This is a genomic window from Phenylobacterium sp. (assembly GCF_030651755.1).
Lineage (GTDB): Bacteria > Pseudomonadota > Alphaproteobacteria > Caulobacterales > Caulobacteraceae > Phenylobacterium.
Genome location: NZ_JAUSBZ010000063.1, coordinates 1 through 10,814 on the forward strand (window position 1 = coordinate 1; position 10,814 = coordinate 10,814).

The 10,814-nt window shown below is 64.9% G+C and carries 13 protein-coding genes and 1 tRNA gene; 13 read left to right on the forward strand and 1 reads right to left on the reverse strand.

Annotated features, from left to right (window positions below; genetic code table 11):
- From Q7V15_RS06450 to Q7V15_RS06460, 3 genes are all read left to right on the forward strand, one after another.
- Positions 1–112 (forward strand): hypothetical protein (locus tag Q7V15_RS06450; protein ID WP_304754621.1); only part of this gene is annotated, 112 nt, incomplete at its 5' end.
- A gap of 159 nt (positions 113–271) precedes the next feature.
- On the forward strand, positions 272–1,477 hold the full coding sequence (locus tag Q7V15_RS06455) for a GNAT family N-acetyltransferase (protein ID WP_304754609.1): 1,206 nt from the start codon (positions 272–274) through the stop codon (positions 1,475–1,477).
- A gap of 10 nt (positions 1,478–1,487) precedes the next feature.
- Positions 1,488–2,417 (forward strand): transcriptional regulator, encoded by a 930-nt coding sequence (locus Q7V15_RS06460; protein ID WP_304754610.1) that lies wholly within the window; start codon positions 1,488–1,490, stop codon positions 2,415–2,417.
- A 58-nt stretch (positions 2,418–2,475) separates the two neighbouring features.
- Here the strand turns inward: Q7V15_RS06460 and Q7V15_RS06465 are convergent, their stop codons facing one another.
- Positions 2,476–2,688 carry a hypothetical protein gene (locus Q7V15_RS06465; protein WP_304754611.1) on the reverse strand — a complete coding sequence of 71 codons (213 nt, stop codon included), beginning with the start codon at positions 2,686–2,688 and terminating at the stop codon, positions 2,476–2,478.
- A gap of 205 nt (positions 2,689–2,893) precedes the next feature.
- Between Q7V15_RS06465 and Q7V15_RS06470 the strand changes: the two genes are divergently transcribed.
- The 10 genes from Q7V15_RS06470 to rpoB all read left to right on the forward strand — a co-directional run.
- Positions 2,894–2,969 (forward strand) — tRNA-Trp (locus Q7V15_RS06470).
- Positions 2,970–3,082: 113 nt separating this feature from the next.
- Complete coding sequence (gene secE, locus Q7V15_RS06475; RefSeq protein ID WP_304754612.1) at positions 3,083–3,355, forward strand: preprotein translocase subunit SecE; 273 nt, start codon at positions 3,083–3,085, stop codon at positions 3,353–3,355.
- Between the two features lie 5 nt (positions 3,356–3,360).
- On the forward strand, positions 3,361–3,927 hold the full coding sequence (gene nusG / locus Q7V15_RS06480; protein ID WP_304754613.1) for a transcription termination/antitermination protein NusG: 567 nt from the start codon (positions 3,361–3,363) through the stop codon (positions 3,925–3,927).
- Positions 3,928–3,962: 35 nt separating this feature from the next.
- Positions 3,963–4,388: a GxxExxY protein gene (locus tag Q7V15_RS06485; RefSeq protein WP_304754614.1), complete on the forward strand. Its 426-nt coding sequence runs from the start codon at positions 3,963–3,965 to the stop codon at positions 4,386–4,388.
- A gap of 199 nt (positions 4,389–4,587) precedes the next feature.
- A complete protein-coding gene (gene rplK, locus Q7V15_RS06490) occupies positions 4,588–5,019 on the forward strand; it encodes a 50S ribosomal protein L11 (RefSeq protein WP_304754615.1) in 432 nt (143 codons plus the stop codon).
- Positions 5,020–5,024: 5 nt separating this feature from the next.
- Positions 5,025–5,714, forward strand: a complete 690-nt coding sequence (rplA, locus tag Q7V15_RS06495; protein WP_304754616.1) for a 50S ribosomal protein L1 — start codon at positions 5,025–5,027, stop codon at positions 5,712–5,714.
- Between the two features lie 436 nt (positions 5,715–6,150).
- Positions 6,151–6,666: a 50S ribosomal protein L10 gene (gene rplJ / locus Q7V15_RS06500; RefSeq protein ID WP_304754617.1), complete on the forward strand. Its 516-nt coding sequence runs from the start codon at positions 6,151–6,153 to the stop codon at positions 6,664–6,666.
- A 45-nt stretch (positions 6,667–6,711) separates the two neighbouring features.
- Entirely contained in the window at positions 6,712–7,092 is a 381-nt protein-coding gene (gene rplL / locus Q7V15_RS06505; protein WP_304754618.1) for a 50S ribosomal protein L7/L12, read from the forward strand.
- Positions 7,093–7,232: 140 nt separating this feature from the next.
- Positions 7,233–7,796 (forward strand): GNAT family N-acetyltransferase, encoded by a 564-nt coding sequence (locus Q7V15_RS06510; protein ID WP_304754619.1) that lies wholly within the window; start codon positions 7,233–7,235, stop codon positions 7,794–7,796.
- 301 nt (positions 7,797–8,097) lie between these two features.
- The coding region (gene rpoB, locus Q7V15_RS06515) for a DNA-directed RNA polymerase subunit beta (RefSeq protein WP_304754620.1) at positions 8,098–10,814 on the forward strand (2,717 nt) is incomplete at its 3' end.

The following is a 10,814-nucleotide window of genomic DNA, read 5'->3' on the forward strand; positions in this document are numbered from 1 at the left end:
GCTGGACGTGGAGCTGATCACCCCGATCGCCATGGACCAGGGCCTGCGCTTCGCCATTCGCGAAGGCGGCCGCACCGTCGGCGCCGGCGTCGTGGCCAAGATCGTCGAATAGTCCAAGGGCTGCACAGTCTGCAACCTAAGGTCAGGGCCGCCGGGGAAAACCCGGCGGCCTTTTCCATTTTCGAAACCTCCACATGGTTCCATCCGGGCGTGGCGCTCTCCTTGCGGGTTCTTCCGACCTGTAGCGTCCGAAACCATGGAGTGCGCCAGCATGGGGCCTGGACTGAGAGTCGAGACGCGGGCGGTGGCCGAGCTGAGTGAGGCTGACCGGGTCCTGTGGGCCGAGTTTCGCAAAGCCAACCCTGCGCTCTACAGCCCCTATTTTGACCTGCGTTACATTGAGGCCGCCGCCATGTGGGCCCCTGGCGCGGCGGTGGCGGTCGTCCGCCGCAATGGGCTGACCAAGGCCTTCCTACCGTTTCAACGTCGGGGCGGGCTGCTTCAACCCCTAGGCGCGCCCCTGACCGACTATCATGGACTGATCGCTCGGCCAGACGCCGGCGTCGATCTGCGGGAGGTCGTCGGCGCCCTTGGGGCGCGTCGCTACCGCTTCAGCGGTCTCATGGGCCTGCCTCGCCAAGGCGTGAGCCAGGGCGAGACTCGGCCGGCCATGCTGGCCGACCTGCGTCAGGGGTATGAGGCCTATCTCGCCGACCGCAAGGCGGGCGGACATTGGAACTATGTGAAGGACAAGCAGCGCTGCATGCGGCAGCTGACCAAGGCCCACGGCCCGGTCCAGTTCCGCTGGTCAAAGGATCCCGATGATCTGGCCCGCCTGATCGACGGCAAACGTGACCAGATGCGACGCACCGGTCAGCACGATGTCTTCGCCACCCCGTGGACCCGGGCCTTGGTGGCGAGCCTTGCGGAGATCGACAGCGACGACTTTGGCCTGCGGGTCGCCGTGCTTGAGGTCGAAGGCCGCCAGATCGCCGCCGAGGTCGGCCTGTTGTCTGGTGACACCTATCACTTCTGGTTTCCGATCTATGACCGGGATTTCTCGCGATTTTCCCCCGGCGCCCTGCTGTCCTACGAGACCCTGAGCGTCCTGGCCGAAGAAGGCGTGAGCTTCGCCGATTTCGGGCCAGGCGCCGAGAGCTACAAGCGGGTGTTTGCTGATCCGGGCCCTGAGGTCGTGGAAGGCGACATCCATGTCGATCCGTTCATCACCGGCCTGCGGGACCTGGTCTCCAGGGCTCGGGAGGTCCACCCCGCGCTGCATGAGCGCCTGACCGCGGCCTATCTGCGCCTGGATCGCAGGCTGGATCGGATCACAGCCTGTGAGCCGGCCCTGGAGGGGCGATTGACCGCGGTCGGTCGCACCATCGGCGCGCTCGGATGGCGACATAGACGACTCAGTGTCGGCCTGGGGGTTGGCCTGTCACTCGCCAGCGCCAGTCTGCTGCTGTCGGAATAGGAGCGCGAAGATGAAACTGGACTCTGTTCCGGGCGTCTCAGGCGGCGACCTTGTCCCAGCGTGGACCCCCGACCAGCGGGCGCAGTTCCGCCGCGCCCCGATGACCTTCGCCCATGACCTGGCCGCGACCGGGCTGTTCGAGGACGAGGCGCTGGCAAGTCTCCTCGATCGTTATCCCGCCGAACTCTACGACATCAATCTGTTCGACTTCGACGATGAGGGGCAGTTTCGCCTCCGCACCGGCGTTCGCGGTCGGTTGCCCGGCGACAAGGTCCTTGAGGGTATCAAGGAGGGGCGGGTGTGGGTCCAGCTGCGCCGGGTCGAGGCGCACTATGAGGCCCTGGGACCGATCATCTCTGCGGCGTTTGACGAGATCAGGGCGCAGGTCCCCGACTTCCGGCCCGTGCAACTGAACGGCCAGCTGATCCTCTCGGCGCCTCAGGCCAAGGTGCCATTCCACGCCGATTCTCCGGGGGTCTGCCTGTTCCACATGCGAGGGCGAAAGCGGATCTGGATCTATCCGGCCGATGAGGCCCACATGCCCCAGACCGGCATGGAGGACATCCTGCTCAAGCAGCAGACCGAAGAGTTGCCCTACCGCCGGGACATGGACGCCGCCGCCCAGGTGTTTGACCTGGAGCCGGGCATGGCCGCCACCTGGCCGCTGCATGCGCCGCACCGGATCGAGAACCAGGAGGGGTTCAACGTCTCCCTGTCGGTGGACTACCAGACCTGGAGTTCGCGGATCACCAATGGCGCGCACTACGCCAATGGGATTCTCCGTCGCAAGGGCCTGCCGGTGGCGGCGATGGCGCGCACCCCCATGCCGGTCCGCGCGGGGCTGTGGGCGGCGTCTCTGGCGCTGAAGCGCGTCAGGCTGGTCGAGGACAAGATCGCTAATCTCGATCGCAGTTTCGAGCTGGACGGGGTCAAGACCTAGACAGCCGCCTCCGCTTCAGCGAGGACAACCTGTTGAGCATCCAGATCCAGGAAGGCGCTCAGGCGTCCCGGTCGATCTTCGAATCGGCGGGCTCGGGATCGGCGTTGGCGGGCGCTCCGCTGTCGGGGTCCGTCTGCGTCTTGTCGCTGTGAGTCGAGTCCTCTGAGCCCTCCGGGACATAGGCCGAGGTCGGGGGAGAGCCTGGCCGCTGCTCGTCATCGCGGTTGCGGTCATGACCGGGCTGGGCGCCTGGGGGCTTGGTGTCGCTCATTGGGGGCTCGCCTGTACGATTACTTACCCTGTCCAAACGCCGTTCAGGGGCGCTTTGATCCAACTTGCCCGTGCGGGCGCCCCCTGCTAAACGAGCCGGCTCCGGTGATGACCATGCGCGCCGGCGGGCTTCCCGCCTTCCGGTGCGTTGTTTATTGTTCGGAGCCACGACCAGACGTCCTTAGGGGCGTGGGGTTGAGGCGTGTAGGAGTGTAGCTCAGCTGGTAGAGCATCGGTCTCCAAAACCGAGGGCCGGGGGTTCGAGTCCCTCCACTCCTGCCACCCTATGTCTATGAAGCCGTGAACCGCGTGGGCGGGGGCGCAAGGCGTCGCCGTCCTCAAGTAGAAAGTCGCTATCCTCGATGGCCAGGAAACCGGGCGCCACGCCGCAAGCAATGAGGAACCGCGCCGCCAAGACGGCCGCGGCCATGTCCTCGGGCTCGCCGCTCGCCGACTCCGCGCCGAAAAAGAAGACCCCCCCCGGTCAGTTCATCCGCGAGGTCCGCGCCGAGGGGCGCAAGATCACCTGGACGAGCCGCAAGGAGACCTGGATCACCTCGGTGATGGTCGGGATCATGGTGGTTCTGGCGGCGATCTTCTTCTTCGGGGTGGACTTCATCATCAGCTGGCTGATGGGGCTCATCCTCCAGCTCGCCAACGCGGGATAATCGAGATGAACGCTGAAACCGCGGACGCCGTCGCGCCGACCAATCACAAGTGGTACATCGTCCACGCCTATTCCAACTTCGAGAAGAAGGTGAAGGAGGCGATCCTCGACCAGGCCCGCAATCAGGGTCTTGAGGATCAGTTCTCCGAGGTGCTGGTGCCCACCGAGGACGTGGTGGAGATCCGCCGCGGCCGGAAGATCAACACCGAGCGCAAATTCTTCCCGGGCTACGTCCTGGTGAAGATGAACCTCACCGACGAGGCCTATCACCTCATCAAGAACACCCCGAAGGTGACCGGCTTCCTCGGCTCCGGCGCCAAGCCCCTGCCGGTGTCCGAAAAGGAAGTGGCCCGCATCATCGGCGCCATCGAGGAAGGCGTTGAGCGGCCCAAGCCGACCATCAGCTTCGAAATCGGCGAGCAGGTTCGCGTCACCGACGGCCCCTTCGCCAGCTTCAACGGCTCGGTGGAGCAGGTCGACGAGGACCGCGCCCGCCTGCGCGTCACCGTCTCCATCTTCGGCCGCGCCACCCCCGTCGAACTCGAATACGCCCAGGTCGAAAAGACCAGCTAATCGGGGTTTTTCGCGTTCAATGCCTTCGCGGATCGATGCAGGGCGAAAAATTGAACCACGAAGGACACAAAGAGCACAAAGGCCTCGATGCAGGCATCGAGGCGGTGGGCCGTCAGGCCATTGATGCGGGTCTCAAGGTCCATCGTGTCCTTGGGCCTGGGCTTTTGGAATCTGCATACGAGACCTGCCTTACATTTGAGCTGGAAAGCCGGGGGCTGAATGTCATTCGTCAGTCACCCCTGCCTGTCGTCTATGAAGGCCGGCGTTTGGACGCTGGCTATCGGCTTGATCTTCTCGTCGAGGACTCAGTCATCATCGAGATAAAGGCCGTTGAAGCGCTCTCGCGCCTCCATGAGGCGCAGATCATCACCTATCTGCGCCTGTCACAGCTTCGGCTCGGCTACTTGATGAATTTTAACGTGCCGATGTTTCGCCAGGGCGTTCGTCGCTTTGTCCTCTGAGTCTTCGTGCTCTTTGTGCTCTTCGTGGTGAATAACCCTTCATTTCGACCGCGCTTGCCCGCAGGCGCCCCCGCTGATAGAAGCGCGGGCTTCGCCGGGCGGCCCTTGGTCGCGCGGCTCAAATCCGTGGGAGGGGGCTGGCCAGCCATAACCCCGCACCACGGCTCAACAGACCGGACGTCCGGTCAAAGAGGAGAAGATGGCCAAGAAAATTCTGGGCTATATCAAGCTGCAGGTGCCTGCGGGCTCCGCCACGCCTTCGCCGCCCATCGGGCCGGCGCTGGGTCAGCGCGGCGTCAACATCATGGGCTTCTGCAAGGAGTTCAACGCCCGCACCGAGAAGGAAGTGAAAGGCACGCCCCTGCCGACGGTCATCACCGTCTATCAGGACAAGTCGTTCACCTTCGTCACCAAGACCCCGCCGGCGACCCACTACATCAAGCAGGCGGTTGGCATTAAGTCCGGCGCCAAGCTCACCGGCCGCGAGACCGTGGGCAAGATCACCCGCGCCCAGCTGCGGGAGATCGCCGAATCGAAGATGAAGGATCTCAACGCCAACGACGTCGAGTCCGCCGCCCGCATCATCGAGGGCTCCGCCCGTTCGATGGGCCTTGAGATCGTGGAGGCCTGAGGACCATGCCCAAGCAAGCAAAGCGCATCCAGGCCTGGACCGGCGACCGTCTGGCCAGCCACTCGGTCGAAGACGCCATCCGCCTGGTCAAGGAAAACGCCAAGGCCAAGTTCGACGAATCCATCGAGATCTCGGTCAATCTGGGCGTCGACCCCCGTCACGCCGACCAGCAGGTCCGCGGCGTGGTCAACCTGCCCTCGGGCACCGGCCGCGACGTCCGCGTCGCCGTCATCGCCAAGGACGCCAAGGCTGACGAAGCCACCGCCGCCGGGGCCGACATTGTCGGCGCCGAAGAGCTGGTGGAACGCATCCAGGGCGGCTTCATGGAGTTCGACCGCGTGATCGCCACCCCCGACATGATGGCCCTGGTCGGCCGTCTGGGTAAGGTGCTCGGCCCCCGTGGCCTGATGCCGAACCCGCGGGTCGGCACCGTGACGCCCAACGTGGCTCAGGCCGTGAAGGACGCCAAGGGCGGCGCCATCGAGTTCCGCACCGAAAAGACCGGCATCATCCACGCCGGCATCGGCAAGGCGAGCTTCTCGGACGAAGCCATCCTGGCCAATGTCAAGGCCCTGGTGGACGCCCTCAACAAGGCCAAACCGTCGGGCGCCAAGGGCACCTATGTGAAGAAGATCAGCCTGTCTTCGACCATGGGTCCCGGCTTCCGGATCGAAGCCAGTTCGGTCGGCGCCTAGACACCTCTGCGCCGAATAGACGACCAGGGGGAGTTGCGGCGACGCAGCTCCCCTTTTTCGTGGGCGGCTGTGCGCGCGGCGGACCCGTTGCGCTGGGCCCCGCGCTGCTGTATGAGCCGCCCCTCTAAGGTTTCGCCGCTCCGCAAGGAGGGGCGGGGACTGGAAGCTCCCGGTTTCGGGACTTCCGATCCTGTCCAAGAACTGCGGGATCCAGGGGTCGCCTGGATCATAAGCGTGGAAGAGCCCTTCCACACTCGCGGGGAGACGGGAAGATGACGCCGACAAGGCCCATTTCCGCATGGCGGACATCGGGCGCGACGGCTGCGGCTTCTCTCACAGGACAGGCTTGATGGTTCCGAGGCGGGGCTTCCCCGACCCGTGGCCGTCACACGGCGTCTGGAATGGTCCAGGCGTCGCACCTGAGTAGGAGACCGCAATGGACCGCGCTCAAAAGCAGGAAGCGATCGAGACGCTGAAAAGCGTTTTCGCCGAATCCGGCGCCGTGGTCGTGACCCACAATCTGGGTCTGACCGTTGCGGAAATGACGAATCTCCGGGGTCGCCTGCGTGAGCAGGGCGCCCAGCTGAAGGTGGTGAAGAACACCCTGGCCCAGAAGGCTTTGAACGGCTCGGTTGGCGAGGAGGGCGACGCCCTTTTCACTGGCCCCGTCGCCATCGCCTACGGCCCGGACCCGGTCTCCGCCGCCAAGGTCGCCAGTCAGTTCGCCAAGGAAAACGAGAAGCTCGTGATCATGGGCGGCCTGATGGGCACGCAGGTTCTGGACAAGACCGGGGTGAGCGCGCTTGCGACTCTGCCCTCGCTCGACCAGCTCCGCGGCAAGATCATCGGCCTCGTGCAGGCGCCTGCGACCAAGATCGCCGGCATTCTGCAGGCTCCGGCCGGTCAGCTGGCCCGCGTCATGGGCGCATACGCCGCCAAAGACGCCGCCTGATCGTCATTTTCCCGACATCCCCAATCTCTCAAGGATCAAAATCCCATGGCTAACCTCGAAAAGATCGTCGAAGACCTGTCGGCTCTGACCGTCCTGGAGGCCGCTGAGCTCTCCAAGATGCTGGAAGAAAAGTGGGGCGTTTCCGCCGCCGCTCCGGTGGCCGCGGCCGCCCCCGCCGGCGGTGGCGCCCCGGCTGAAGCCGTCGAAGAGCAGACCGAGTTCACCGTTGTCCTGACCGGCGGCGGCGACAAGAAGATCAACGTGATTAAGGAAGTTCGCGGCGTGCGTCCGGACCTCGGCCTGAAAGAAGCCAAGGACCTGGTGGAAGGCGCTCCCCAGAACATCAAGGAAAACATCTCCAAGCAGGAAGCTGAAGAGATCAAGAAGAAGCTCGAAGAAGCCGGCGCTTCGGTCCAGATCAAGTAGGACTCAAGCGACGCATCTCGCGTCTCTTTCGCGGGCCCGGGGGGAAACCTCCGGGCCCGTTTCCGTGTCTGGCGCCCCGTCATCTGGCGTCCTGTCGGCGACCACTTTCCCAGCGGCCTGACTGGCGCGATAGTCGGATCATGCCCGTCACGCTTGAAACCCCCAGCCTGGATCTGCTGCCTGCCTATGCCGACGCGCTGCGGCGGGGCTGGTCGTCTGACAATGTGCGCGGCAAGGCGGCGGCTGACGAAGAGCTCGAGCGCATCGCCGCCGACCCCCAGGCCTTTGTCGACTCCCTCGACAATCCCGATGGCGGCGGCCCGCCGGTCATGCGTCTGGACGGAAGCCTGGGGACCCGGCTGCCCAGCCTCCGGCGCTGGATCTGGGATGACGGCTTCTGCGGCGCCATCGGCCTGCGCTGGGGGCCAGGCGGCGGGCCGCTGCCGGACTGGTTTCCCTATGGGCATATCGGCTACGCCGTGCCGCCCTGGCGGCGGGGGCGCGGCTACGCGACTCACGCCCTGGCCCTGATGCTGGAAGAGGCGAGGGGGCGCGGGTTGGATCAGGTGGAGCTGACCACCGACGCTGACAATCCGGCGTCGCAGCAGGTGGTGGTCAAGAATGGCGGGGCGCTGGTGGCGCGTGAACGTGATGACGCCGTGCACGGCGGCGTCGAGATCCTGCGCTGGCGCATCAGGCTTTAGTCACGGCTCAGCGCCGCGTTCCACGGCAGGTTTAACTTTTCTGTGGAAGAGGGCTTCCCAACGGGTTGCAAAAGTCCTATTTGGCGAGCTTCGCGAAATTCCGATTCAGCTAAGACGCGAGTCTTCGCACGTTCCGTCTCCGAGGCATGGTCCGTCGCCCTCCGACCATGCGAGGGAGCGTCCCCGACGTAAAGGGGACATTTCCAGCGTCCGGCCCCCGGCCTTCCGGGGGTTGAGGGTGGACGCAGGATGAAACTTACGGCGCGCTGGCCTGACGCCTGCGTGCGCTCAAGGGAATAAAATGGCGCAATCCTTCACCGGCAAGAAGCGGATCCGGAAGTCTTTCGGCCGCATCCCCGAAGCTGTGCAGATGCCGAACCTGATCGAGGTTCAGCGATCGTCCTACGAACAGTTCCTGCAGCGTGAAGTGCGCCCGGCCGACCGCCGGGACGAGGGGATCGAGGCGGTCTTCAAGTCCGTCTTCCCGATCAAGGATTTCAACGAGCGCGCCGTGCTCGAATATGTGTCCTACGAGTTCGAGGACCCGAAGTACGACGTCGAGGAATGCGTCCAGCGGGACATGACCTACGCCGCGCCGCTGAAGGTCAAGCTGCGTCTCATCGTGTTCGAAACCGATGAAGAGACCGGCGCCCGCTCGGTGAAGGATATCAAGGAGCAGGACGTCTATATGGGCGACATCCCGCTCATGACGGAGAAGGGCACCTTCATCGTCAACGGGACTCAGCGGGTCATCGTGTCCCAGATGCACCGCTCGCCGGGCGTCTTCTTCGACCATGACAAGGGCAAGACCCACTCCTCGGGCAAGCTGCTGTTCGCCGCCCGGGTGATCCCCTATCGCGGTTCGTGGCTGGACTTCGAGTTCGACGCCAAGGACATCGTCTATGTCCGCATCGACCGTCGCCGCAAGCTGCCGGCCTCGACCTTCCTCATGGCGCTGGGCATGGACGGGGAGGAAATCCTCTCCACCTTCTATGAGACCGTGACCTTCGAGAAGCGCGAAGGCGGCTGGGCCACGGCCTACAAGCCCGACCGCTGGCGCGGGGTGAAGCCGGAATTCCCGCTGGTCGACGCCGAGACCGGCGAAGAGGTGGCTCCGGCTGGCCAGAAGATCTCCGCCCGCAACGCCAAGAAGTTCGCCGACGCAGGCCTCAAGACCCTGCTGCTGGCGCCGGAGGCCCTGACGGGCCGTTATCTGGCCGCCGACATGGTCAACCACGAGACCGGCGAGATCTACGGCGAGGCCGGCGACGAGCTGGACGTCACCCTGCTGGGCGCCCTGGAAGAGCAGGGCTTCACCAGCTTCGACGTGCTGGACATCGATGAGGTCACGGTGGGCGCCTATATGCGCAACACCCTGCGCATCGACAAGAACACCGCCCGCGAGGACGCCCTGTTCGACATCTACCGGGTCATGCGCCCGGGTGAGCCGCCGACGGTGGAAGCCGCCGAGGCCATGTACAACAGCCTGTTCTTCGACTCCGAACGCTACGACCTGTCCTCGGTCGGCCGCGTGAAGATGAACATGCGCCTGGAGCTGGACTGCCCCGACGACGTCCGCGTCCTGCGCAAGGCCGACGTCCTGGCGGTGCTCAAGACCCTGGTCGGCCTGCGGGACGGTCGCGGCGAGATCGACGACATCGACAACCTCGGCAACCGCCGGGTCCGCTCGGTGGGCGAGCTGCTGGAAAACCAGTACCGCGTCGGCCTGCTGCGCATGGAGCGCGCCATCAAGGAGCGCATGTCCAGCGTCGATATCGACACGGTCATGCCCCACGACCTGATCAATGCGAAGCCGGCGGCTGCGGCCGTGCGGGAGTTCTTCGGCTCCTCGCAGCTCTCGCAGTTCATGGATCAGACCAACCCGCTGTCGGAAATCACCCACAAGCGCCGTCTCTCGGCCCTTGGCCCCGGTGGTCTGACCCGGGAGCGCGCCGGTTTCGAAGTCCGCGACGTGCACCCGACCCACTACGGCCGGATCTGCCCCATTGAGACGCCGGAAGGCCCGAACATCGGCCTCATCAACTCCCTGGCCACCCACGCGGTGGTCAACAAGTACGGCTTCATCGAGAGCCCGTACCGGCGGGTCAAGGACGGCAAGATCACCGATGAGGTGGTCTATATGTCGGCCATGGAAGAGGCCAAGCACGTCATCGCCCAGGCCAATATCAAGATCGAAAACGGCGAAATCGTCGACGATCTGGTCCCGGGCCGCGTGAACGGCGATCCGACCCTGCTGCCTAAGGACACCGTCGATCTGATGGACGTGTCGCCCAAGCAGGTCGTCTCGGTCGCCGCCTCGCTCATCCCCTTCCTCGAAAACGATGACGCCAACCGCGCCCTGATGGGCTCGAATATGCAGAAGCAGGCCGTGCCGCTGGTCCGCACCGACGCCCCCCTGGTGGGCACCGGTATGGAAAGCGTCGTGGCCGTGGACTCCGGCGCCGTGGTCGTGGCCCGCCGCTCGGGCGTGGTCGAGCAGATCGACGGCACCCGGATCGTTGTCCGGGCCACCGAAGAGACCGACCCCACCAAGCCGGGCGTCGACATCTATCGGCTGCAGAAGTTCCAGCGCTCCAACACCTCGACCTGCATCAACCAGCGTCCGCTTGTGCGGGTTGGCGATCGGATCGCCGCTGGCGACGTGGTGGCCGACGGCCCGTCCACGGAGCTGGGCGAACTGGCGCTCGGCCGCAACGTGCTCGTCGCGTTCATGCCGTGGAATGGCTACAACTTCGAGGACTCCATCCTCATCTCCGAGCGCATCGTGCGCGATGACGTCTTCACCTCGATCCACATCGAGGAGTTCGAAGTCATGGCCCGGGACACCAAGCTTGGTCCTGAGGAAATCACCCGCGACATCCCCAATGTCGGCGAGGAAGCCCTGCGCAACCTCGACGAGGCCGGCATCGTCGCCATCGGCGCCGAGATCCAGCCGGGCGACATCCTGGTGGGCAAGGTCACGCCCAAGGGCGAAAGCCCGATGACGCCGGAAGAAAA

What these genes read in the sequence shown, in the direction of transcription:
- Q7V15_RS06455 (WP_304754609.1), top strand. Translation starts at nt 272, where the DNA reads ATGGGGCCTGGACTGAGAGTCGAGACGCGGGCGGTGGCCGAGCTGAGT.
- Q7V15_RS06460 (WP_304754610.1), top strand. Translation starts at nt 1,488, where the DNA reads ATGAAACTGGACTCTGTTCCGGGCGTCTCAGGCGGCGACCTTGTCCCA.
- Q7V15_RS06465 (WP_304754611.1), bottom strand. Translation starts at nt 2,688, where the DNA reads ATGAGCGACACCAAGCCCCCAGGCGCCCAGCCCGGTCATGACCGCAAC.
- secE (WP_304754612.1), top strand. Translation starts at nt 3,083, where the DNA reads ATGAGGAACCGCGCCGCCAAGACGGCCGCGGCCATGTCCTCGGGCTCG.
- nusG (WP_304754613.1), top strand. Translation starts at nt 3,361, where the DNA reads ATGAACGCTGAAACCGCGGACGCCGTCGCGCCGACCAATCACAAGTGG.
- Q7V15_RS06485 (WP_304754614.1), top strand. Translation starts at nt 3,963, where the DNA reads ATGCAGGGCGAAAAATTGAACCACGAAGGACACAAAGAGCACAAAGGC.
- rplK (WP_304754615.1), top strand. Translation starts at nt 4,588, where the DNA reads ATGGCCAAGAAAATTCTGGGCTATATCAAGCTGCAGGTGCCTGCGGGC.
- rplA (WP_304754616.1), top strand. Translation starts at nt 5,025, where the DNA reads ATGCCCAAGCAAGCAAAGCGCATCCAGGCCTGGACCGGCGACCGTCTG.
- rplJ (WP_304754617.1), top strand. Translation starts at nt 6,151, where the DNA reads ATGGACCGCGCTCAAAAGCAGGAAGCGATCGAGACGCTGAAAAGCGTT.
- rplL (WP_304754618.1), top strand. Translation starts at nt 6,712, where the DNA reads ATGGCTAACCTCGAAAAGATCGTCGAAGACCTGTCGGCTCTGACCGTC.
- Q7V15_RS06510 (WP_304754619.1), top strand. Translation starts at nt 7,233, where the DNA reads ATGCCCGTCACGCTTGAAACCCCCAGCCTGGATCTGCTGCCTGCCTAT.